The 24,323-nt window shown below is 65.5% G+C and carries 15 protein-coding genes; 4 read left to right on the forward strand and 11 right to left on the reverse strand.

The window, feature by feature from the left end; translation table 11 throughout:
• Positions 1-72: 72 nt before the first annotated feature.
• From ACUH78_RS15820 to acs, 8 genes are all read right to left on the reverse strand, one after another.
• Positions 73-1,965 carry a SurA N-terminal domain-containing protein gene (locus ACUH78_RS15820; protein ID WP_445333975.1) on the reverse strand — a complete coding sequence of 631 codons (1,893 nt, stop codon included), beginning with the start codon at positions 1,963-1,965 and terminating at the stop codon, positions 73-75.
• A 171-nt stretch (positions 1,966-2,136) separates the two neighbouring features.
• Positions 2,137-4,719, reverse strand: a complete 2,583-nt coding sequence (gene clpB, locus ACUH78_RS15825) for an ATP-dependent chaperone ClpB (protein ID WP_445333974.1) — start codon at positions 4,717-4,719, stop codon at positions 2,137-2,139.
• A gap of 70 nt (positions 4,720-4,789) precedes the next feature.
• The gene (locus ACUH78_RS15830; protein WP_418365013.1) at positions 4,790-6,835 is read right to left on the reverse strand and encodes a sodium:solute symporter family protein; all 2,046 of its coding nucleotides are present in this window, start codon (positions 6,833-6,835) and stop codon (positions 4,790-4,792) included.
• A gap of 37 nt (positions 6,836-6,872) precedes the next feature.
• Positions 6,873-9,065: a 3'-5' exonuclease gene (locus ACUH78_RS15835; protein WP_418365014.1), complete on the reverse strand. Its 2,193-nt coding sequence runs from the start codon at positions 9,063-9,065 to the stop codon at positions 6,873-6,875.
• 3 nt (positions 9,066-9,068) lie between these two features.
• A complete protein-coding gene (locus ACUH78_RS15840) occupies positions 9,069-9,437 on the reverse strand; it encodes a response regulator transcription factor (RefSeq protein ID WP_418365015.1) in 369 nt (122 codons plus the stop codon).
• A 31-nt stretch (positions 9,438-9,468) separates the two neighbouring features.
• A complete protein-coding gene (locus ACUH78_RS15845; RefSeq protein WP_445333973.1) occupies positions 9,469-12,210 on the reverse strand; it encodes an ATP-binding protein in 2,742 nt (913 codons plus the stop codon).
• 13 nt (positions 12,211-12,223) lie between these two features.
• Positions 12,224-12,421 (reverse strand): hypothetical protein, encoded by a 198-nt coding sequence (locus tag ACUH78_RS15850; protein ID WP_418365115.1) that lies wholly within the window; start codon positions 12,419-12,421, stop codon positions 12,224-12,226.
• Between the two features lie 199 nt (positions 12,422-12,620).
• Positions 12,621-14,582: an acetate--CoA ligase gene (gene acs, locus ACUH78_RS15855; RefSeq protein ID WP_445333972.1), complete on the reverse strand. Its 1,962-nt coding sequence runs from the start codon at positions 14,580-14,582 to the stop codon at positions 12,621-12,623.
• A gap of 288 nt (positions 14,583-14,870) precedes the next feature.
• On the opposite strand from acs, the gene ACUH78_RS15860 reads away from it, so the two are divergent.
• Positions 14,871-16,403 carry a fumarate hydratase gene (locus ACUH78_RS15860; protein WP_445333971.1) on the forward strand — a complete coding sequence of 511 codons (1,533 nt, stop codon included), beginning with the start codon at positions 14,871-14,873 and terminating at the stop codon, positions 16,401-16,403.
• A gap of 163 nt (positions 16,404-16,566) precedes the next feature.
• Here the strand turns inward: ACUH78_RS15860 and ppsA are convergent, their stop codons facing one another.
• Positions 16,567-18,933: a phosphoenolpyruvate synthase gene (gene ppsA, locus ACUH78_RS15865; RefSeq protein ID WP_435751034.1), complete on the reverse strand. Its 2,367-nt coding sequence runs from the start codon at positions 18,931-18,933 to the stop codon at positions 16,567-16,569.
• Positions 18,934-19,068: 135 nt separating this feature from the next.
• Between ppsA and ppsR the strand changes: the two genes are divergently transcribed.
• The 3 genes from ppsR (at position 19,069) to msrB (ending at position 21,551) form a co-directional block, all read left to right on the forward strand.
• The gene (gene ppsR, locus ACUH78_RS15870) at positions 19,069-19,902 is read left to right on the forward strand and encodes a posphoenolpyruvate synthetase regulatory kinase/phosphorylase PpsR (RefSeq protein ID WP_418365020.1); all 834 of its coding nucleotides are present in this window, start codon (positions 19,069-19,071) and stop codon (positions 19,900-19,902) included.
• A 66-nt stretch (positions 19,903-19,968) separates the two neighbouring features.
• Entirely contained in the window at positions 19,969-21,138 is a 1,170-nt protein-coding gene (locus ACUH78_RS15875) for a DUF2863 family protein (RefSeq protein WP_445333970.1), read from the forward strand.
• A gap of 11 nt (positions 21,139-21,149) precedes the next feature.
• Positions 21,150-21,551 carry a peptide-methionine (R)-S-oxide reductase MsrB gene (msrB, locus tag ACUH78_RS15880; protein ID WP_435751032.1) on the forward strand — a complete coding sequence of 134 codons (402 nt, stop codon included), beginning with the start codon at positions 21,150-21,152 and terminating at the stop codon, positions 21,549-21,551.
• Between the two features lie 31 nt (positions 21,552-21,582).
• Here msrB and yjjJ read toward each other — a convergent pair whose 3' ends face one another.
• Together yjjJ and ACUH78_RS15890 are read right to left on the reverse strand one after the other, a co-directional pair.
• Positions 21,583-22,956 (reverse strand): type II toxin-antitoxin system HipA family toxin YjjJ, encoded by a 1,374-nt coding sequence (gene yjjJ / locus ACUH78_RS15885; RefSeq protein WP_445333969.1) that lies wholly within the window; start codon positions 22,954-22,956, stop codon positions 21,583-21,585.
• A 175-nt stretch (positions 22,957-23,131) separates the two neighbouring features.
• A complete protein-coding gene (locus ACUH78_RS15890) occupies positions 23,132-24,313 on the reverse strand; it encodes an acetyl-CoA C-acyltransferase family protein (protein WP_445333968.1) in 1,182 nt (393 codons plus the stop codon).
• Positions 24,314-24,323 lie beyond the last annotated feature (10 nt).

Below are 24,323 nucleotides of genomic sequence, written 5' to 3' on the forward strand. Positions count from 1 at the left end.
TACAGCGGGCAGCGTTCGCTGCAGAGAGCCTGTCGGCGTGCCTGCCGCTGAGCGCCACGGGGCGCTCAACGCTCAGGGCTTCTGCAACACTGCCTGATTGACCTGCACCTCGTAGCGCTGACGCAGATCGGAAAGGAAGGCGCCAAAATCGCGCCCTGCAAGCAGCTGCGCATACTGCGAAGCCACCGCCTCCACGCGCGGATCGTCCTTGTCCAGATCGGGGCGGGTCACCGCCTCGATGCGATAAATCACATAGGCACTCTCCGGTAACTGCACGCCGACGTGCGCCGGGAGCGCCTCGGTCGCCGCGGAGAACACAGCCTGCATGGCTGCCGCGGGAAGACTCGGCGCTCCACGCTGTGCGGCGCGCTCCTCGCTCCACTTCGCCTCGACCGACTCCCCCTTCTCCAGGCGGGCCAGCGTCGCCTTGCCCGCCGCCTCGGCCCGCGCCCTGCCCTGCTCGTCGCGCAGCATACCGACGATGCGCTCGCGAACGGCCTCCAGCGGCAACTGGGTTGCAGCCTCGAAGGTCTTCACGCGCGCGGAAACCAGCGCGCCTGAAGCGATCTCGATCGCCTCGGTGTTGTGGCCCTTCTGCACCGCCTCTTCGCTGAACACGGCACTGATCAGGCGTGCGTTGTCGAAGGGCGCCGCAGCCGGGGCATCCCGGCTGATCCAGTCGGTGGTACGAACCTCCAGACCGAGCGCCTCTGCGGCCGGCGCCAGGGTATCGGGCTGCTCATAAACCGTGTTGGCGAACTGCTCGGCCAGCTCGGCAAAGCGCCGCCCGGCCTCCTGCGCGCGCAACTCGGCGAGGATCTCGCCGCGTACCTCGTCGAAGGCACGAAGCGAAGCCGGTTTGATCTCGGTGACCTCCACCACATGCACACCAAACTCGCTGCGCACCGGATCCCCAACCTGCCCCGGTGCCTGCGAGAAAACGGCCTCCTCGAAGGCGCCGACCATGACACCGCGCCCAAAGAAACCGAGGTCGCCGCCACGACTGGCTGAACCCGGGTCTTGGGATTTCTCCTTCGCCAGATCCGCAAAGCGGGCCGGATCGGAGCGCAGGGTTTCGACCAGGCCGCGTGCCTCCGCCATCACCCGATCAACCTCGGCCTGCTCCGCACCCGCATCGAGCGCGAGCAGGATGTGGCGGGCACGGCGCTCCTCGGCCACACCGAAGCGCTGCGGGTTGCCGTCGTAAAAGGCGCGTACAGCATCGTCTGCGATCTCGATCTTCTGCTCGACGGCTGCACGGTCGAAGATCAGGTACTCGGCCTGCACGCGGGCGGGCTGCTCGAAGCGCGCCGGGTTCTGTGCGTAGAACGCCGCGACTTGCTCGTCCGTGATCTCGACGCCTTCGACATGGTCGGCAGCCGCGAAACGCAACTCACGCACCTTGCGCTCTTCAAGCTGCGCGTCGAGGAAGCGGCGCGCCGAGGCCTCCGGCACAAAACCCGCATCGCCCACCGCGGCCACGACCTGCTGGATGCGCACGTCCTGCGCCAGGCGCGCTTCGAAGCTCGCGGGCGTCATCCCCTGCGCGCGCAGCATGGTCTCGTAGCGCTGTAGCGAGAAGCGCCCCTCCTCCTGGAATGCGGGCACGCCCGCGATCGTGTCCTGAAGCTGGGCGGGCGTCACCACCAGCCGGCTGTCGAGCGCGTACAACGCAAGCACACGCTGGTTGATGAGGTTGTCCAGGACCGCCTTGCGAAGCTCGGGAGAGTCGAGCAGTTCGCGGTTGATCTGCCCCCCTGCGCTCTCGCGCAGACGGTCCTGCTGGTTGCGCAGCGCATCGTCGAACTCGAAGGTGCTGATGCTGCTGCCACCGACTGTGGCGGCATCGTTGCCCCGGGCGGAGTCGCTGAAATACGCATCCATGCCAAAGAACGCGAAAGGAATGATGAGCAGCGCCAGGATGACCTGTGCGACCCGCTTGTTTTTGCGAATGGATTCGAACATCTCGATTTCCGTGGGAACTGACGGGAGTCGTATGCGCATGACGGGTCCGAACGAACCCCTCCGCGCACGAAAGGCAGCAGTTTAACGCATTCACCGCCTGATCTGGCTGCAGGCGCGACAACGCCCGGGGGCTTCTCAGCCACCCGGGCGCGGGCGCAATTCCAGTCGTCTTCAGGCGAGCCTGTCGAACACCAGCGCGCCTTCACGGGCGTCGACCCGGATGCGGTCCCTGGCAGCGAATCTGCCTTCCAGGATCGCCTTCGCGAGCGGATTCTCGATGCGCTCCTGGATCGCGCGCTTGAGCGGCCGGGCGCCGAAAACCGGGTCGAAGCCCGCACTCGCCAGTTCGGCCAGCGCACCGTCGGTCACCTCAAGCCCCATCTCCAGCCGCGCCAGACGCTTCTCGAGGTACTGAAGCTGGATACGAGCGATGCCGGCGATATGCTTCTCGTCGAGCGCATGGAACACCACCACCTCGTCGATGCGGTTGATGAACTCGGGGCGGAAATACGTTTTGACTTCCGCCATCACCGCGAGCTTGATCACGCCGTAGTCGTCGCCAGCCATGGCCTGGATCATCTGGCTGCCGAGGTTGGAGGTCATCACGATCACGGTGTTCTTGAAGTCCACCGTGCGCCCCTGGCCGTCGGTCATGCGGCCATCGTCGAGCACCTGCAGCAGCACGTTGAACACGTCCGGGTGCGCCTTCTCGACCTCGTCGAACAGGATCACGCTGTAGGGCTTGCGCCGCACCTGCTCGGTCAGATAGCCGCCTTCCTCGTAGCCGACGTAGCCCGGCGGCGCGCCGATCAGGCGGGCGACCGAGTGCTTCTCCATGAACTCGCTCATGTCGATGCGGATCAGGTGCTCCTCGGAATCGAACAGGAAGCTCGCCAGCGTCTTGCACAGTTCGGTCTTGCCCACGCCGGTGGGGCCGAGGAAGAGGAAGGAGCCGTACGGGCGATTCTCGTCCGACAGGCCCGCGCGCGAACGTCGGATGGCGTCGGCCACCAGGCGTACGGCCTCGTCCTGACCGACCACGCGCTCGTGCAGCTTGTCTTCCATCTTCAGCAGCTTCTCGCGCTCGCCCTGCATCATCTTGCTCACCGGGATGCCGGTGGCGCGCGACACCACCTCGGCGATCTCCTCGGTACCAACCTGGGTACGCAAGAGCTTGTTTGGCGTGGCGTTCTCGCCCGCCTGCTCGGCCATCTTCAGCTGGCCCTCGAGTTGCGGCAGTTTGCCGTACTGCAGCTCGGCGACCTTGTCGAGCTGGCCTTTGCGCTGGAACTCCGCCATCTGCGCACGCAGCGCGTCGATCTCTTCCTTGATGTGGGCCGAGCCCGCGGCCTTGGACTTCTCGGCCTTCCAGATTTCCTCCAGGTCGTTGTACTCGCGCTGCAGCTTGGCGAGTTCTTCCTCGATCAGCTGCAGACGCTTCTGCGAGGCCTCGTCCTTCTCCTTTTTCACCGCCTCGCGCTCGATCTTGAGCTGGATCATGCGGCGGTCGAGCTTGTCCATGACCTCCGGCTTCGAGTCGATCTCCATCTTGATGCGCGCGGCCGCCTCGTCGATCAGGTCGATCGCCTTGTCGGGCAGGAAGCGGTCGGTGATGTAGCGGTGTGACAGCTCGGCCGCGGCAACGATGGCCGGGTCGGTGATGTCGACGCCGTGGTGGATCTCGTACTTCTCCTGCAGACCACGGAGGATGGCGATCGTCGCCTCCACCGTCGGCTCGTCGACCAGCACCTTCTGGAAGCGGCGCTCGAGCGCGGCGTCCTTCTCGATGTACTTGCGATACTCGTCCAGCGTGGTCGCGCCGATGCAATGCAGTTCGCCGCGGGCAAGCGCGGGCTTGAGCATGTTGCCGGCATCCATCGCGCCCTCGGCCTTGCCGGCGCCGACCATGGTATGGATCTCGTCGATGAAGAGGATGATGCGCCCTTCTTCCTGGGCGATCTCCTTCAACACCGCCTTGAGACGCTCCTCGAACTCGCCGCGGTACTTGGCGCCGGCGAGCAGCGCGGCCATGTCGAGCGACAGCACTTTCTTGCCCTTGAGCGTCTCGGGGACCTCGTCGTTGACGATGCGTTGCGCCAGGCCCTCCACGATCGCGGTCTTGCCTACGCCGGGTTCGCCGATCAGTACCGGGTTGTTCTTGGTGCGACGCTGCAGGATCTGTATCGCGCGGCGGATCTCGTCGTCACGGCCGATCACCGGGTCCAGCTTGCCGCTGCGTGCACGCTCGGTCAGGTCAAGGCAGTACTTCGACAGCGACTCGCGCTGTCCCTCGGCATCCTGGCTGCCCACGCTGGCACCCCCGCGCACGGCCTCGATCGCGGCCTCGAGCGCCTTGCGATTCAGTCCGTTCTCCTTCAGCAGCCGGCCGGCCTCGCCCTTGTCCTCGCACAACGCGAGCAGGAACATCTCGCTGGCGATGAACTGGTCGCCGCGCCTCTGCGCCTCCTTGTCGGTGACGTTGAGGAGATTGTTGAGATCGCGTCCGATGCTGACCTCGCCGCCATGGCCTTCGACCTTGGGCAGCCGGCCGATGGCTTTAACGGTCGCGGCCTTGAGCGGTGGCACATTGACACCGGCACGCTGCAACAGCGACACACTGCCGCCGTCGTCCTGCTCGAGCAGGGCCTGCAGCAGGTGCAGCGGCTCGATGAATTGCTGGTCGTTCCCCACGGCGATGCTTTGCGCATCGGCCAGGGCCTGCTGGAATTTGGTAGTGAGCTTGTCGAAGCGCATTGCGGGCATCCTCGGGAATCGTTGAACTGAACCCTATGTGGGGTGCATCGGCCACGCTTCAAGGGCCGGATCAGCCTTGCGGTCGGTCCTGCCCCGGCAGGTCGGGGTAGCGCACATAGTCCACCAGATCCTGGATCTCCTGCGGCGGCGGCTTGGTCAGCAGACTGACGACGAAGATCGTCAGGAAGCCCAGGGGTACGCCGAAGGCCCCGGCCGAGATCGGGTTGATGTCGAACCATGCGTTCGCCATGGACCCGCCGAAGAAGGGGTGCGTGCGCACCACGTAGAACAGCGCGACCGCCAGCCCGACGATCATGCCCGTCACCGCCCCGGGCCGGTTGGCCCGCTTCCAGAAGATCCCCAGCACCAGCGCGGGAAAGAACCCCGAAGCGCCGATCGAAAAGGCCAGCCCGACCATGAACAGGATGTTGTCCGGGCGCAGCGAGGCCACCCACGCCGCCACCACCGCAACCACCAGCAACTGCGACTTCGAGATCACCAGACGGCGGTGCGTCGAGGCCTGCGGGTTGATCACCTTGTAGTACAGGTCGTGCGACAGCGCGTTCGAGATCGTCAGCAACAGCCCATCGGCGGTCGACAGCGCAGCGGCCAGCCCCCCGGCCGCCACAAGGCCCGATACGACGTAGGGGAGACCGGCGATCTCCGGCGTTGCGAGCACGATGACATCGGTGTTCAAGCGCAGCTCCGCAAGCTGCAGCACCCCGTCGCCATTGAGGTCGTCGAGCGTCACCAACCCGACCCTGCCCCAGGAGGCGACCCAGTCGGGGAGGATCGCAATGCTCGAGCCCACCAGGTTGTGATACACCTCCCACTTCGCAAACACCGCGTAGGCCGGTGCGGTCACGTAGAGCAGGAAGATGAAGAACAGCGACCACGCGACCGAGCGCCGCGCCTCCATGACACCTGGCGTGGTGTAGTAGCGCATCAGGATGTGCGGCAGCGCCGCAGTGCCGACCATGAGCACGAACATCAGCGCGAGGAAGTTGTTGCGTGCGACCGCGGACAGCGCGGGCGTGCTGCCCGGATGGGCCTCGGCATGCCGTGGCGGGGGCTTCGAACGCTCGAGCGCCTCCAGGCGCTTGAGCTCCCATTGCTCGCGGGCCTGCGCCGGGGTGGCGGGCAGATCGCGCAGCGCCCGCTCGGTCAGCGCGATGTCCCGCGCAGGCGCATGGTTGATGCGCATCGAATTGACCTGATCGATCAGTGCCTGGCGTTCGACCTCGAGCGAATCAGGAAGGGCCGCGATCTTCGCCGCGTGGTTGTTCGCCTGCGCCGCGTACATGTCGCGCACCTCGCGCTCCGTGGGCGAGGCAAACAGCACCTCCTCCCGCTCGCTGATCTGCTGCAGCACGGTGCCGTACACCGCCTGTGGAATCGGAATGCCGGTGAGCTTGTAGGACAGGATCACCACCGGCACCAGGTAGGCGATGATCAGGATCACGTATTGTGCTACCTGGGTCCAGGTGACCGCCCGCATGCCGCCGAGAAAGGAACACACCAGGATGCCCGCCAGGCCGATGAAGAGTCCGATCTCGAACTCCACGCTGACGAATCGGCTGGTCACCAGCCCCACGCCGTAGATCTGCGCCACGAGGTAGACGAAGCTCGCCAGCACCGCGGCGGCGAGCCCCACCAGGCGCGCGACGTTGCCTTGGTAGCGCGCGCCAAGAAAGTCCGGGATCGTGTATTGCCCGAACTTGCGCAGATAGGGCGCGAGCAGCAGCGCCACCAGCACGAAGCCGCCCGTCCATCCGGTGACGAAGGCCAGCCCTTCGAAGCCGCTGAAGTACAGGGTGCCGGCGAGACCGATGAAGGATGCGGCGCTCATCCAGTCGGCTGCGGTCGCCATGCCGTTGAACACCGCCGGCACCCGCCGCCCGGCCACGTAGTACTCGGACACGTCCGAGGTGCGGCTCATCACGCCAATCGTGGCGTAGATGGCGATGGTCACGAACAGGAAAACATGCCCGATCACGCGCTCGGAAAGCCCCAGCGACTCACCGATCGCGAGTGCAACGACGAAAAACGCGAAGGTGAGCGTGTACAGCCCGTAATACTTGCGCAGCCGGCGCGTGAAACCGACGTTGCGCTTCAAGACCGCCGCCCCACGCGCCTCACGCCCGCAGCCCGCATCAGTACTTGATCCGTGCGTAGTAGGACTTCTCCGCCGCCTCGCGCGCATCGCGCAAGGTACGAATACCCATCTCGGCCAACAGCGGGATCAGCTTCAGGAACACCTCTGCGGTGACGATCGCATCGCCCAGCGCGGTGTGCCGCCCCACGATGGTCAGCCCGAGGCGCTCCGCGATGGCTTCGAGACGGTGGGACGCCTGGTTCGGATGCACCACCGCCGAAAGCAGCAGCGTGTCGATCACCGGCTGGTCGAATCGCAAGCCGGTCTGTGCCTCCTTGAGCTGCAGGAAGCGCATGTCGAAGGCAGCGTTGTGCGCGATCAGCACCGTATCGGCGGCAAAGGCGTGGAAGGCCGGCAACACCTTGTCGATGGTCGGCTGCCCGCGCAGCATGTCGGAGGTGATGCCATGGATCTTCGCGGACTCCGGCGCCAGCGGTCGCTCGGGGTCGACGAGCTGCTCGAAGGATTCACTGCGCAGCAGCTTGCCGTTGAGCACGCGCGTTGCGCCGATCTGGATGATCTCGTCGCCACCGGACGGGTTCAGGCCGGTGGTTTCGGTGTCGAACACCGTATAGGTCAGCTCCGACAGCAGCCGGTCTTCCAGCCCATGCGAGCGCTCGGACCACGCGAAGAGATCGAAGTCGTAGTATTCCGGCCGGCTTTCACCGCGCAGGTAGGTGTCGGCCTCGACCTGCTCCTGCGGCGTCGCGGTCGGCAGCAGGATGCGGAAGAACGCGCGATGGCGTACCTTCTCGCGCTCCAGCCACATCTCGCCGCCATGGCGGTCGATGACATCGCGCACGCTGAGCGGGCTGTTCTCGCCCTCGATCTGCATGGGCTCGAGTTCCCAGCTCATCACTGTCTCGGTGCTCATCGCCTGCCCGGACCAGATCAGGTCGAGATGGGCGAGGCGGCCGGCAGGCGTGAGACGGAAACGCACCTCGCGCACCTCGAACTCGTCGGAGAGCCGGTTCGCGAGATAGGTGATGGCCTGCAGCAGCGCGAAACTGTCCACCCGGACCCAGAGTGACTCATCCACCTCCTCGATCTTGGTGGGCAAGCCGATGCGTTTCTCCACGCGTTGCTGGGCGGCGGCGATGAGGTCCGCACCGAGCATATCCTCGAGCTCCCAGCGCGCCTTGACCGAGTCGGCGAACTCGGCCGCAGCCTGGTCGAGACGCTGACTCATCGCCGCAACCTCGTCGCGCACCACCTTGCGGAAGCGCACCCGCATCTCTTCGGGCAGGTCGTCGTACTCGAGCATGTCGGCCGCTGCGCGCACATTGGCGAGCGCCGCGCGGTTGCCCTCGGTCAGGCCATGCAGCATCTGGTCGCGGCGGGATTCGGACTCGAAATCGCGCGTGATGTTGTCGAGCATCAGGATGAAGCCGGTCAGGGCGCGCTCAGGCTGCGCCGCCGCGGCCTCTTCCTCCTGGGCGGCCCCAGCCACGGACAGCACCGGAGACATCTGCACGCGCAGCAACTGCCCCGCCCGCGTGGTGGTGACGAAATTGGCCTGCGGCTGTGCAACGCCGCGGCGAAGACGCTGCTGGATGGAGTCGAGCGCGTGGGCAATCAGGTTGCGCTCGAGCACGCCGTAGATCGAGCGTCCCAGGCCGATCAACTCGCCGCCACCCGCGACGCCGGGGGCATCGGAGAGCGCGCGGAACTGGGTGCGCGCCCGGTTGTTGTAGAGCAGCACACGGCCGTCGAGGTTACACACCACCACGCTCTGCGTAAGTTCCGACATCAGCGCCGCGAGCCTGTTCTTCTCGAGCTCCACCGACTCCTTGGCGCGCATGATCTGCGCCTCGACATCGGACATCAGCGCGTCGCGCTGACTCGCGAGCTCGTTCGCAGCCGCGGCCAGCGCCTGCACCTCGGGCGGTCCTTCGGGCTGCACGCGGAAACCGCGATTGGCGCCCACCATGAGCCGCAGGTGCTCGGCCATGCGCAACAGCCCCTGGACGTACTGGCGGAACAGACTCTGCACCACGCCCACCCCCGCCGCGAAACCGACCGCGGTGAGCACGGTGCCCAGGGTCAGGTGCGGCGTGAGCACATCGATCAGCAGCGTTCGCCCCTCACCGCTCGTCTCCAGCCAGACGATCAGGGCCGTAAGCAGGAAAGGCCCGGTCATGAGCATGAACAGCACCATGACCGCGAGAATGAAGCGCACACGGGCGGACATGGTTCATTGCTCCAGCATGCTGCGCACCTTGTCCACCAGTTCACGCGTGGAAAAGGGCTTGGTCATGTACGCGTCGGCACCGAGCGCAAGCCCCTTGGCAACCTCCGTATCCCGCCCCTTGGCGGTGAGCATCAGGACGCGCACCGCTGCAAGCGCGGGGTCCGCCTTGACCTCCTGACAGACCTCGAATCCGGTCTTCTTCGGCATCATCACGTCGAGCAGCACCAGGTCCGGGCGCTCGGCCCGGATGCGCTGCACGGCTTCCTCACCGTCGTTGGCCACGACCACGTCGAAGCCCTCCCGCTTCATCAGGAACTCCAGCGAGATGACAATGTTCTGTTCGTCGTCGGCAATCAGGATCTTCTTGTTCATCGATCTCTCTCCTCCCCACGCCTATTCTATGTCATCCCTCGCTCGCCGCCGAAGTCAGTGGCAGCTCGAACGAGAAGGTCGCGCCTTCTCCGGGCGCGGACTGCAGCCACAGACGGCCGCCAAAGTGCTCGATGATCTGCCGGCTGATCGGCAGCCCCAGCCCGGTGCCCTGCGGCCGCGAGTGCTCGTCCCCACCCTGGCGGAACTTCTGGAACACCACCGCCTGGGTTGCAGGGTCGATGCCCGGTCCGTTGTCCTTCACATCCACGCGCATGTGCGCATCGTCGCATGCGAGCGTGACATCCACCCGGCCGCTACCTGCAGGAACGAACTTCGCGGCGTTCGAAAGCAGGTTCAGCATCACCTGCAGCAGGCGGTCGTGGTCGGCGCGCAGCGTGGGCGCCGAAGCCGGGAGATGCAGTTCCACCACCGCGCCGCGGTCGCGGAAGAGCTGCAGGGTCGCATCCACCGAATGCCGCACCAGCTCGCACGGATCAATATCGGTGTTGTGCCATTCGGCATGTCCCGACTCGATCTTCGCCATGTCCAGCACCTGATTGACCAGACGCGACAGGCGCACGGTTTCCGACACGATGATGCCGAGAAAGCGCTGCCGATCCTCAAGCGCGATCTCCGCATCGTCGAGCAGCATCTCGGAAAGCGCGCGGATCGAGGTAAGTGGCGTGCGCAGCTCGTGCGTCACCGAGGACATGAAATCGTCCTTCAGCCGGTCGAGCTCCTTCAGCTGCTCATTGGCGGCGCGCAGTTCGGCCGTGGCCGCCTCCAGTGCGCGGGACTTCTCCTCGAGCTGGTGCGAGTAGGCGCGCACCTGCGAGGCCTCGTCGAGGATGTCCATCACCTCGCCCAGACCGAGCGGCTCCTCCTGCACGACGGTGGACACCATCACGCGCGCCGACGCCCCCCCGATCGCCCCTGCCAGCAAGGACTCGGCGAAGTGCACAAGCTCCGGGTCGGCCTTGAGCCGCGACAGGTCATCCAGGCCGTGGCTGCGGGCGTAGGCACCGAAAGCCTCCTCGGTGCGGCGCTGGCCCAGAAACCGTGCCACCAGCGGCAGCAGGTCACGGACCTCCGCACCCGAGCGCCAGAAGCTTGCGGGACGCCCGTCTGCGCGCCGGAACGCATCGACGAAAAGCGCGCCCTGCGTGGCCTCGGCCCCCGTGGGCACGCGCGCGAGCGAAACCAGCAGATAGGCACCGATGTTGGCGAGCAGACTCCAGAACAGCGCATGACTGATGTTGTCCCAGCCTGCCAGGCCGAACAGTTGCTCCGGCTTGAGCCAGCCGAGCCCATACGGTCCATGGGTGAGGAAGCCCGGGTCGAGCCAGCCCGACTTCGCGAACGAGGGCAGCAGCAAGGTGTAGCCCCACACCACGAAGCCCGCGAGCAACCCGGCGAGCGCCCCCTCGCGCGTGCCGCCGCGCCAGTACATCCCGCCGAGCACCGCCGGAGCGAACTGCGCCACCGCCGCAAAGCTGATCAGGCCGATGCTCACCAGCGCGTAGGCCTCGCCCGCAAGCCGGAAGTAGAGATAGCCCAGCAGCAGCAGGACCACGATCGCCCCGCGCCGGATGCCAAGCAGCAGTCCGGTCAGGTCGCGCTCGCGCGCCAGGTCGAGGCGCTTGCTGCGCAGCAGCATGGGCATGACCAGGTCGTTGCACACCATGGTCGACAGCGCGATCGCCTCCACGATCACCATGCCGGTCGCTGCCGACAGGCCGCCGATGAATACGAACAGCGCCAGCGCCACGTTGTCGTGCGCCATCGGCAGCGTCAGCACGAAGGTATCGGGGTCGACCGTGCCCTGGCCGAAATGGAGCAGACCGCCGATGGCGATCGGCACCACGAACAGGTTGATCGCGAGCAGGTAGGCGGGAAAGACCCAGGTGGCGCGGCGCAGGTGCTGCTCGTTCACGTTTTCCACCACCGCGATCTGGAACTGGCGCGGCAGGAAGATGATCGACAGCATCGCCAGCAGCACGTGGGCGAACCAGCCGCCGTAGCCCAGCTTGCCCCCGCCATCGAAGACCAGCAGGTTGTGCAGTTCGGGCATCGCCACCGCGCGCGCGTAGAGGTCGCCGAAACCGTCGTAGAGCCAGTAGGTCACGTAGATCCCGACCGCGAGGAAGGCCAGCAGCTTGACCACCGACTCGAAGGCGATCGCGGCCACCATGCCCTCGTGGCGCTCGGTGGTGTCGAGGTGGCGGGTGCCGAACAGCACCGTGAATGCCGCCAGCGTCAGTGCGATGTAGAGCGTCCCGTCCTGCCACCAGCCACCGGAAGCTGCGACGCGAAACAGGTTGTCGTGCTCGCCGACCAGCAGTGCATAGCCACTGGAGATGGCCTTCAGCTGCAGCGCGATATACGGCACGATGCCGACGACCGCGATCAGCGTCACCAGTCCGCCCAGCAGATGGCTCTTGCCGTAGCGCGAGGCCACGAAGTCGGCGATGGAGGTGATGCGCTGACTGCGGGCGATGCGGATCATCTTCAGCAGCACCAGCCAGGCCAGTGCCAGGCCCAAGGTCGGCCCGAGATAGGTCGGCAGGAACCACAACCCGCCCGAAGCGGCACGACCGACACTGCCGAAGTAGGTCCACGCCGTGCAATAGACGGCGAGCGAAAGACTGAACACCCACGGGTTGTCGATGACCGAGCGCCCCTGATCCGCCCTGCGGTCGCCGAAATACGCCACGGCAAACAGCAGCAGCAGGTAGGCGAAGGACGCCGCGACGATCAGCCAGCCGGGCAGCATCGCATGCTCCGCATCAGCGCGCTCCGCGCTCGACGATCCACGCCGCAGCGACGATCAGGCCCAGCCACACCCCGAACAGGTAGAGATGGAGCAAGGGCAGGCCAAACACGCTCAGCGGGCGATCGAACAGCGAAAGAATCGGGTAATTGAGTAGCAGCAGGCCGGCGATGAACACCGCCATCAGGCGCTGGCCGGCGAGTCCCTTGCGCATCATGAGTCTCCCATGATGTCCGATTCGGCGTCGAAAAATGACGAGGCGCCGCCCCGCTCTTTGCGGCAGGGTCGGCGCATCGCACGATCAGGCACCGCGCGTCATGCGCGGCCGGTCTCCCCCGATGTCCGGCTTGTGCGCCGGATCTCCTCCTGTCGTTCAGGTCGGGGCCACCCTGGAAGAGCGGCCCCCGCGGTCGTCAGCCCTTGAGCTGCTCGAGGATATGCGGGTTCTCGAGCGTCGAGGTGTCCTGCGTGACGTCCTCGCCCTTGGCCAGCTGACGCAGCAGGCGGCGCATGATTTTGCCCGAGCGCGTCTTGGGCAGGTTCTCGCCGAAGCGGATGTCCTTGGGCTTGGCGATCGGGCCGATCTCGTGACCGACCCAAGCCTGCAGCTCCTTGACCACCTTGGCGGCCTCTTCGCCGGTCGGACGTGCGCCCTTCAGCACCACGAAAGCCACGATCGCTTCACCGGTCACATCGTCCGGACGGCCGACCACGGCAGCTTCGGCCACCTTCTCGTGCGCCACCAGCGCAGACTCGATCTCCATCGTGCCCATGCGGTGACCGGAGACGTTCAGCACATCGTCGATACGGCCGGTGATGGTGAAGTAGCCGGTCTCGGCGTCGCGGATGGCACCGTCGCCCGCAAGATAGAGCTTGCCCTTGAAGTCCTCGGGGTAGTAGGTCTTCTTGAAGCGGTCGGGGTCGCCCCAGACGTTGCGGATCATCGCCGGCCACGGCTTGGTGACCACCAGGATGCCGCCCTGGCCCCACGGTACTTCGGTGCCGGTCTCATCGACCACTGCAGCCATGATGCCCGGGAAGGGCAGCGTGCAGGAGCCCGGAACCATCGGCGTGGCGCCCGGCATCGGCGTGATCATGTGCGCGCCGGTCTCGGTCTGCCAGAAGGTATCGACGATCGGGCAGCGGCCGCCGCCGACGTTCTCGTAGTACCACTCCCAGGCGGCCGGGTTGATGGGCTCGCCCACCGAACCCAGGATGCGCAGCGAAGACAGGTTGTACTGCTTCGGATGCACGGACGGGTTGTTGTCGGCAGCCTTGATCAGCGAACGGATCGCGGTCGGCGCGGTGTAGAAGATGCTGACCTTATGATCCTGGATCATCTTCCAGAAGCGGCCGGCGTCCGGGTAGGTAGGCACGCCCTCGAACACGATCTCGGTCGCACCGCAGGCAAGCGGGCCATAGGTGATGTAGGTGTGGCCCGTAACCCAGCCGATGTCGGCGGTGCACCAATAGATGTCATCGGGCTTGATGTCGAAGGTGTATTTCATCGACAGCATGGCCTGAAGCAGATAGCCGCCCGAGGAGTGCTGCACGCCCTTCGGCTTCCCGGTGGAGCCCGAGGTGTAGAGAATGAACAGCGGGTGCTCGGCTTCGACCCACTCCGGCTCGCAGGTCTCGGACTGGCTGGCGACCGCCTCGTGGTACCAGCTGTCGCGGCCGGCGACCATGTTGATGTCTGCGCCCGTGCGCTTGACCACGATGACGTTCTTGACCGAGTCGCAACCGCCCAGCGACAGCGCCTCATCGGCGATCGGCTTGAGCGGCAGCGCCTTGCCGCCGCGGAACTGGCCGTCGGAGGTGATCACGGCCACGGCCGCGGCGTCCTCGATACGGTCGCGCAGGGCTTGGGCCGAGAAGCCGCCGAAGACGATGGAGTGGGTGGCGCCGATGCGGGCGCAGGCCTGCATCGCGACCACACCTTCGATCGACATCGGCAGGTAGATGATGACGCGGTCACCCTTCTTGACGCCCATGCCGCGCAGGGCGTTGGCGAACTTGCTGACGCGGGCGAGCAGATCCTTGTAGGTGACCTTGGTGACTTCGCCGCTGTCGGCTTCGAAAATCAGCGCGACCTTGTCGCCCAGGCCATTATTGACGTTGCGGTCGAGGCAGTTGTAGGAAACGTTCAGCTTGCCGTCGGCGAACCACTTGAAGAACGGAGGGTTCGACTGGTCGAGGACCTGAGTGAAGGGTTCCTTCCAGTCCAGCAGTTCCTTGGCACGGCGGCCCCAGAAACCCTCGTAGTCGTCCTCGGCTTCCTTGCACAGCGCACGATAACCGTCCATGCCGGACACCGCTGCGTTCTTGACCATCTCTTCCGACGGGTTGTAAATGCGGACTTGCTCGTTGGACATACTCACCTCTCCTCAACTGTTCAAATGGTTGAAGCTGACCCGGTTACGGGCGGGCTGGTTGGTTCCAGCCTGTTTGATCGCCTGACCGAAAGCCCCTCGGGGGCCTCCCGCTCGGGCGCTTCGATGCCTTCGAATCGCCGGCATTTTAGTGATGTCTATCTTACACAGGACTTACACAGCCCGGCCAGCGGCGGTTGAACGCCCCCGGTGGTAGAATCCGACGCCTGTCCGGGCCGGCCGGCCCGTGCACGTCATTCTGCCCCCATGTCATTCCGGAGACCAAGCGTCATGACGATCATTCGCCAGGAAGACCTCATCCAGTCGATCGCGGATGCCTTCCAGTACATCAGCTACTACCACCCGCTCGACTACATCCAGGCGCTCGGCGAGGCATATGAGCGAGAGGAAAGTCCCGCGGCCAAGGACGCCATCGCGCAGATCCTGACCAACTCGCGCATGGCCGCCGAAGGCCACCGCCCGATCTGCCAGGATACCGGCATCGCGGTCGTCTTCCTCAAGGTCGGCATGAACGTGCAGTGGGACGCGAAGATGAGTGTCCAGGACATGATCAACGAAGGCGTTCGCCGCGCCTACAACAACCCTGACAACAAGCTGCGCGCCTCGGTGCTGCTCGACCCGGCCGGCAAGCGCCAGAACAGCAAGGACAACACCCCGGCGGTGGTCCATTACGAGATCGTCGAGGGCGATGACGTCGAGGTCATCTGTGCGGCCAAGGGCGGCGGTTCGGAAAACAAGACCAAGATGGTCATGCTCAACCCGTCCGACTCCATCGTCGACTGGGTGCTCAAGACCGTTCCGACCATGGGCGCCGGCTGGTGTCCGCCGGGTATCCTCGGCATCGGCATCGGCGGCACGCCCGAGAAGGCGATGCTGCTGGCCAAGGAATCGCTGATGGACCCGGTGAACATCCACGAGCTGCGCGAGAAGGCTGCCTCGGGCGCCCAGCTCAGCCGCGTGGAGGCGCTTCGCCTCGAACTGATGGACAAGGTCAACGCGCTCGGTATCGGCGCCCAGGGCCTGGGTGGCCTCACCACCGTGCTCGACGTCAAGATCATGGACTACCCGACCCACGCCGCCAGCCTGCCGGTCGCGATGATCCCCAACTGTGCCGCCACCCGCCACGTGCACTTCCACCTCGACGGCTCGGGCCCCGCGCACCTGCCGACGCCCAAGCTGGAGGACTGGCCGCAGGTCACCTGGAAGGCCGACACCAACGTCGCCACCCGCGTCAATCTGGATACCCTGACCAAGGAAGAAGTCGCCTCCTGGAAGCCGGGCCAGATCCTGCTCCTCAACGGCAAGATGCTCACCGGCCGCGACGCCGCCCACAAGCGCATCGCCGACATGCTGGAAAAGGGCGAGAAGCTGCCGGTCGACTTCACCAACCGCGTCATCTACTACGTCGGCCCGGTCGACCCGGTGCGTGATGAGGTCGTCGGCCCGGCCGGTCCCACCACCGCCACCCGCATGGACAAGTTCACCCGCATGATGCTGGAGAAGACCGGCCTCATCTCGATGATCGGCAAGTCCGAGCGTGGCCCGATCGCCATCGAGGCAATCAAGGACAACCGGTCGGCCTACCTGATGGCGGTGGGCGGTGCAGCCTACCTGGTGTCGAAGGCGATCAAGGAAGCCAAGGTGGTCGGCTTCGAGGACCTGGGCATGGAAGCGATCTACGAGTTCACCGTGCAGGACATGCCGGTGACGGTCGCGGTCGACGCCAACGGCACCAGCGTACACAACACCGGCCCGAAGGAATGGCAGGCGAAGATCGGCAAGATTCCGGTCACCGTCGCCTGAGCAACGCAGCCTGCGCCGCCACCCGCAGCGCAGCACCACACACAGCCCGGCCAAGGGAAGCGAACCCCGGCCGGGCTTTTTCATGGGCAGACAAAACAAACGGGGAGCAGGCTTCACGCCCCTCCCCGTTCTTCACTTCAGCACCGGCTCACCGGCCGCCGCCTTACTGCGCGCGATGCGCAGCCAGCTTCAGCCAGGTATCGACCACCGTATCCGGGTTCAGTGAAATGGTCTGAATCCCCTCGTCCATCAGCCACTCGGCAAAATCCGCATGGTCGGACGGACCCTGGCCGCAGATGCCCACGTACTTGCCGAGCTTGTTGGCCGCCTGGATGGACATCGACAGCAGTTGCTTGACCGCCGGATCGCGCTCGTCGAAGGCGTGCGCCACCAGACCGGAGTCGCGGTCCAGGCCCAGCGTGAGCTGGGTCAGGTCGTTCGAGCCGATCGAGAAGCCGTCGAAGTACTGCAGGAACTGCTCGGCCAGGATGGCGTTGGACGGAATCTCGCACATCATGATCAGCTTGAGATCCTTCTCGCCGCGCTTGAGGCCGTGCTCCGCGAGCAGATCCACCACGCCGGCGGCCTCTTCGAGGTTACGCACGAACGGGATCATGATCTGCACGTTGGTCAGCCCCAGCTCGTTGCGCACCTTCTTCATCGCCGCCACTTCCATCTCGAAGCAGTCACGGAAGCTGTGCGCGATGTAGCGCGAGGCGCCGCGGAAGCCCAGCATCGGGTTCTCTTCCTCCGGCTCGTAGATGTCGCCGCCGAGCAGCTTGCGGTACTCGTTCGACTTGAAGTCGGACATGCGCACGATCACGGGCTTCGGATAGAAGGCCGAGGCGATCGTGGCCACACCCTCGACCAGCTTCTCGATGAAGAACTGCTTGGGCGTGGCGTAGCCGCGCGAACGGCGATTGATCTCGTCACGCAGGCTGGCCGGCACCTGGCCAAGGTCGAGGATGGCCTTGGGGTGGATGCCGATCATGTTGTTGATGACGAACTCCAGGCGCGCCAGGCCGACGCCGCCATTGGGGATCTGCGCGAACTCGAAGGCAAGCTCGGGGTTGCCCACGTTCATCATGATCTTCACCGGAATCTCGGGCAGGTTGCCCATGTCGGTGGTGATGACCTCGAACTCGAGCTTGCCGCGATACACGTAGCCGGTATCGCCTTCGGCGCAGGACACGGTGACCGACTCGCCTTCATTGAGCACCTCGGTCGCGTTGCCGCAGCCCACGATGGCGGGGATGCCCAGCTCGCGCGCGATGATCGCCGCGTGACAGGTGCGGCCGCCGCGGTTGGTGACGATGGCGCTCGCACGCTTCATCACCGGCTCCCAGTTGGGGTCGGTCATGTCGGTGACGAGGATGTCGCCCGCCTGCACGCGGTTCATCTCCGAGGCATCGCCGACGATGCGGACCACACCGGCACCGATCTTCTGCCCGATGGCACGGCCATGGGTGAGCGCCTTGCCGTATTGCTTGAGGCGGTACTTCTCCATCACCAGGCCCGTATCCTGGCTCTTCACCGTTTCGGGGCGAGCCTGCAGGATGTAGAGCTTGCCGTCGACACCGTCCTTGCCCCACTCGATGTCCATCGGGCGGCCGTAGTGCTTCTCGATGATCACCGCGTAGCGGGCCAGCTCCAGCACGTCCTCGTCGGTCAGCGAGAAGCGGTTGCGATCCGCCTCGGGAACATCCACGGTGCGCACGGACTTGCCAGCGACGGCCTTGTCGGTGAATACCATCTTGATCAGCTTGGAACCCAGGTTGCGGCGCACGATGGCGGGCTTGTCCAGCGCCAGCGTGGGCTTGTGCACGTAGAACTCGTCCGGGTTCACCGCGCCCTGCACCACCGTCTCGCCCAGGCCGTAGGAGGCGGTGATGAACACCACCTGATCGAAGCCGGATTCGGTGTCGATCGAGAACATCACACCCGAAGCGCCCGAGTCGGAACGCACCATGCGCTGCACGCCTGCCGACAGCGCCACGTCAGCGTGGGCGAAGTTCTTGTGCACGCGGTAGGCAATCGCACGGTCGTTGTACAGCGACGCGAACACTTCCTTCATCGCATGCAGGATGTTCTCGTAGCCGTGGATGTTGAGGAAGGTTTCCTGCTGGCCGGCGAAGGACGCATCCGGCAGGTCCTCGGCGGTCGCCGACGAGCGCACCGCGAAGCTGCCCTCGCCCTCGGCAGTGATCGCCTCGTAAGCCGTCTTGATCTCGGCTTCGAGCTTGGCCGGGAACGGAATGTCGATGATCCACTGGCGGATCTGCGCGCCGGTCTTCGCCAGGGCTTCGACGTCTTCGACGTCCAGTGCGTCGAGCGCGGCATTGATGCGGTCGGCAAGGCCGTCGTGGGCCAGGAACTCGCGATAGGCCTCGGCCGTGGTCGCAAAGCCGCCCGGGACACGCACGCTCGAAGGAAGCTGGCTGATCATCTCGCCGAGCGAGGCGTTCTTGCCGCCGACCTTCTCGACATCGGTCATGCGCAGTTCGTTGAAGGGGATCACATAGCGTGTCATGGGTGGCTTCCGCAAATGTTGGAGAGAAAGCAAAATAACCGAGCGCGAAGTTTAACGTTTTTTTTGTGCTCTGCCGCATCCGGGCTTGTATGTATGTATAGAAGCCGCTGATGCAGGAGCCACAAGGCCCAACACATGACCGACATTCCAAGCCGCAGCGTCTTCTTCGTTTCCGACGGCACCGGCATCACCGCAGAAACCCTGGGCCACAGCCTGCTGGCGCAGTTTCCCGAGGCGAGATTCCGCCAGATACGCGCCCCCTTCGTCGACGACATCGACAAGGCGATCGACTGCGCCAACCACATCCGAGAGGTCGCCCGGGAAGACGGTGTGCGCCCGATCGTGTTCAGTACCCTGGTGCATGAGGACACCGTTGCTGCGCTGCACAAAGCGGACGCGCTCTTCCTGGATCTCTTCGACAGCTTCATCGGACCACTCGAATCCGAGCTCGGGCAGCGCTCCACGCACGCCGTCGGCCGGTTCCACGGCATTGCCGACAGTCTCAACTACAAGCACCGCATCGAGGCGATCAACTTCGCCATGGCCCACGACGACGGCATCTCCAGCGACGGAGAACTGGCCGAAGCGGACGTGATCCTGGTAGGCGTGTCGCGCTCGGGCAAGACCCCCACCAGCCTCTACCTCGCCATGCAGTTCGGCGTGAAGGCCGCCAACTATCCGCTGATCCCCGAGGATTTCGAGCGCAACAAGCTCCCGGGCGAACTGCACAAGTACCGCGCCAAGCTCTTCGGCCTTACCATCGCGCCGGAGCGCCTCTCTCAGATCCGCCAGGAGCGTCGCCCCAACAGCCGCTACGCCTCGCTGGACAACTGCCGCTACGAGATCGACGCGGCTCAGAAGCTCATGCGCCGCGAGAACATCCGCTGGCTCGAATCCACCACCAAGTCCATCGAAGAGATCTCTGCCACCATCCTCCAGACCGTGCGCGTGGAACGCCCCGGCTTCTGACCTGCCCAAGGGCGGGCAAGCACGAAAATCGAACGGACCAAAACAACGCCCAACACAGGACAAGACATGAAAAGAACGCGCATCAAGCGCCGAGGCGGCCTCGGCCGCAGCGCCGAACGACTCGTCCGCCTAGCCACCGGCCTCGCCCAGTCCGGCAGCCGCATCGAAGACCGCTACTGGGAGCGCCAGCTTGCGGGCCTGATCGATGAAACGCTTGCGGACAACGACGAGGAAGTGCTCAACACCGCGCTCGACCACCTCTACAGCACCGAGCCGCGTGCCTATGACGAGCTCGCAGACAGCATCGAATCGCGCGCCGAATGCGCCGCGGGCGCCCTGCCCGAGCACGACGTGGTGCTCATCGCCGCGCCGGTGCTCGCCTGGTCGCGCTACCGCATCGGCGCCACCAGCATTTCGCCCGCCGTGCTCGCCAACCTCCGCGTGCACCTGCAGGCGCACGTGCTCGCGAAGGACGCGCGGCTGTCGGTGGCCGACTTCCTGTTCAGCCCCGACCAGTTGCCGCAGGGCTACTGCGCCACCGCCGAATTCGCCAAGGTGATCTGCGCTGCCGCCCTCGAGGGCCTCGATCTGCACATCGAGACCGAAGGCATGCCGGAAACCGCCCAGTTCCTCTCCGACACGCGCTACCTGCTCGCTGCGGTCGCCGTCCCGCGCGACGCCCCGATCTTCCGCTGGCAGGAAGAAGACGGCTCGCGCGATGGCGCACTCGAGCACTGGCGCACCCAGGGTGGCGCCTGCCTGACGCCGCTGCTGCCGGGCTGCGTCGTGGATCTGGTGCTGCCCGAGTCCTACTTTGCCGCCAGCCGCGCCGCCGACAAGGAGAGCCGCCCCTACTCGGTGCGGGCCTCGGTTGCCTATCTCGCCACCACGCTCGAAACCCCGGCCGCAAACTTGCGCGCCGTGGTCGCCCCGTACTGGGACCGCGCGCTGGAGGAATACCGGATCGGCTTCACCGTCCGCGATCAGGACCAGGTCGTGCACGGCGTGGTGTGGCCGTTGCTCGGCGCCGAGGACGAAACCTCCGACTGCATCGGCGAGATCGAAGCCGTGCTGCGTGAATCGGGGGTCAGCGAGATCCTCGCGCTCGACCACCACTTCCCGCTCGAGTATTGCGACGACTGTGGCGTTCCGCTCTACCCCTCGCCCGAGGGCGAAGCCGCCCACGCCGAGATGCCGGCCGAGCAGACCGAGCAGATCCCGCGTCACCTGCACTGAGGAAGTCGCCCGTGTCCCGCAAGATCGTCAAACCCGAAGCCGAGTGGCGCGCCCAACTCACCGACGCGCAATACCACGTCACACGCGAGAAAGGCACCGAGCGCGCCTTCACCGGCGAATACTGGAACGTCTGGGACAAGGGCGCCTACCACTGTGTGTGCTGCGGCGCCCCGCTCTTCCGCTCCGAGCACAAGTTCGACGCGGGCTGCGGCTGGCCCAGCTTCTGGACCGCCGCCGAGCCCGACAATGTCGAAACCGCCGAAGACCGCAGCCACTTCATGATCCGCACCGAAGTCCTGTGCCACGCATGCGGCGCCCACCTCGGCCACGTCTTCGAAGACGGCCCCCAACCCACCGGCCTGCGCTACTGCATCAACTCGGCGTCGATCAAGCTGGAAAAGGACGCGGGCTGAAGGAAGGCTCAGGGATGCGGGCTGAGCGTGCTCACACGCGGCCCGCTGCATTCTCGAGCCGGTTTGCGTTATCGCGGAACACCTCGCGCAGGGGGTCGGAGATCCGGCGATCACCAGCGGCCGCGCTCCAGAAGACCAGCGCCTGTCTGCAGGCCTCCAGCCAGATGGCGCGCTCTCCGGGGAGCGGCAAGGGCGGTTGCCATACCTTCGTAGGTAGTTCGCCGCCGGGCAGCGGAGCGTAGTCCATTGGCACCATGTCGTAGGCTGGCGCGGGCGTGAGCCGGCCATCGGCCACGCGGAAGGCGCAGTTGCCAAGGTGCATGTCGCCATTGGCGATCAGGCGCCCGAACCACCACAGCCGGCCGATGCTTGCTGCATCCACCGGGAACAAGAACCCTGCCTCGACCAGCGCACTGGCATGTTCCCGCCAGTCACGCGCGCCCAAGCCAAGAAGATGCGCGCTGACCGCTTGCAGGCTTACGACCGGCAGCCGACCGAAGCGACCCAGCCGGTCGAAGCGCTCCGACTCGAGGAAGGTTCGACCCTTGCTGGCGAGGATGCGAGTTCGCGCAACCTCGATACCCGTCAGCCCCTGCGCCGCGCCCAATGCAAGGTGCTCGCAGACCAGCAAATCGGCCCAGCGCTGGCTGCTCTCCCCCGCACCGGAAAACTTCACCAGCACATGCGGTGTGCGCTGACCCGGTAGCTCGCGTAGTGACAGGAACTTCGGAAACTCACCCGCCGCGCTGCTCCCCGCGATACCGAGTGACACGCTGCGCTCCGCCGAATCGTGATAAGCCGCGAGCAGCGTCGACTCGGTGAGGACCGGCGTAGGCGCCAGCGCCTCGGCCTGCCACAGCCGCGCTGCCTGCTCGCCGAAAATCAGGTGACCGGGAAGGTCAACGCCGCGGCGGCTCAGGACCCAGGCGATTTCGTCATCGCCCCAGCCGCGGGGATCATCGGACACCTCGAGATCCAGGTGAAGTTGGCGGGCGAACTGGCGCCCGAGGTATCCCTGCGGCTGCATGTCGTACAACGGATAAGGCAAACCCGGCCACCACCCGTCTCGTGCCTCGCCATCGACCGGAAATCCGAGCCTGTCCAGCGCGCACCAGGCCCCCTCTGGCTGGAGCAGGCGCAGGACCCCACCCTCCTGCAATCGACCGTCGGCACCGACATGAAACACCGGAACCGGCGCCGACGAACCACCCAACGGGCGGCACGCAGCGTACCGCGTTCTACCCGCCGCCCCACCACGGCATACATCCGTGCCCAACTCTTCAAACAGGCGCAGCACCGTTCGCGCCGACACGTCCAGTTGCCGCGCCAGATCGGCCGCACGCGCAGGCCCTCGCCGCAGGAGGGCGATCAGCCGCTGGCGTACTTCAAGATTCCTGGGGCGCATAATGTCGAGCTAACTGCATCGTTAAAATAAAAATTAATCTCTAATAATCATATTGTTAGGCTAGCATGTTGCCTCATTACGTCTAGAGTTTTGTCCACAAATTACCCGGATGAAAAAAACCCGCGCCAGCCTCACGGCCGCGCGGGTTTCTTTTATCAGAGGGCAAAGACAGCGCTTACACGCGTTCCCACACCGTGGTGATGCCCTGGCCGCCGCCGATGCACATGGTGGCCACGCCGTAGCGGCCATTCACGCGGATCAGCTCGTGCAGCAGCTTGGTGATGATCACCGAGCCCGTCGCGCCCACCGGGTGGCCGAGCGAGATCGCGCCGCCGTTGGGGTTGACCTTGGCGGTGTCGAGGCCGAGGCCGCGGTTCACCGTGATCGACTGCGCCGCAAAGGCCTCGTTGGACTCGATCACGTCGATCTGGTCCAGCGTCAGGCCAGCGCGCTTGAGCGCGAGCCGGGTCGCGGGGATCGGGCCTTCGCCCATCACCTCGTTGGGCACGCCGGCGATCGCGTACGACACCAGGCGGGCGATCGGCTTGTGGCCGGCGGCCGAAGCCTTGGCCGCATCCGCCAGCAGCAGGAAAGCGGCAGCGTCATTGATGCCCGAGGCGTTACCCGCCGTGACGGAACCGTCCTTCTTGAAAGCGGGCTTCATCTTCGCCAGCGCTTCCAGGGTGGTCATGCGCGGATGTTCGTCGGTGTCGAACACCACGGTGCCCTTGCGGGTCTCGAAGGTGATCGGGACGATCTGGCTCTTGAAGCGACCCTCGGCGATCGCCGCCGCAGCGCGTTTCTGCGACTCGAGCGCAAAGGCGTCCTGCTCTTCGCGGGTAATGCCATGCTTGGTGCACAGGTTCTCCGCGGTAATGCCCATGTGGCCGACGCCGAAGGGGTCGGTCAGCACTGCAACCATCGAGTCGATGGCCTTGGTGTCACCCATGCGCGCGCCGCTGCGCAGTGCGGGCAGCAGATAGGCGCCACGCGACATCACCTCGACGCCGCCGCCGATCGCGTAGTCGGCATCGCCCAGCATGATGGCCTGGGCCGAGCTGACGATGGCCTGTTGCGCCGAACCGCACAGGCGGCTGACCTGGAAGGCCACGGAATCCATTGCCATGCCGGCGTTGATGGTAGCAACACGAGACACGTAGGCGTAGCGGGAGTCGGTCGGAATCACATGACCCACGGAAGCGAACGAAACTTCCTTCGGATCGACACCGCCGCGTGCGATCGCCTCCTTGATCACCACCGCACCGAGGTCGGACGGCTCCATGTCTTTCAGCGAGCCACCAAAGCCACCCACCGCGGAACGAACAGCACTCAGAACAACGACTTCACGATTTGCCATAACCCACTCC

The sequence above is a fragment of the Thauera sp. ZXT1-4 genome, from assembly GCF_052598215.2.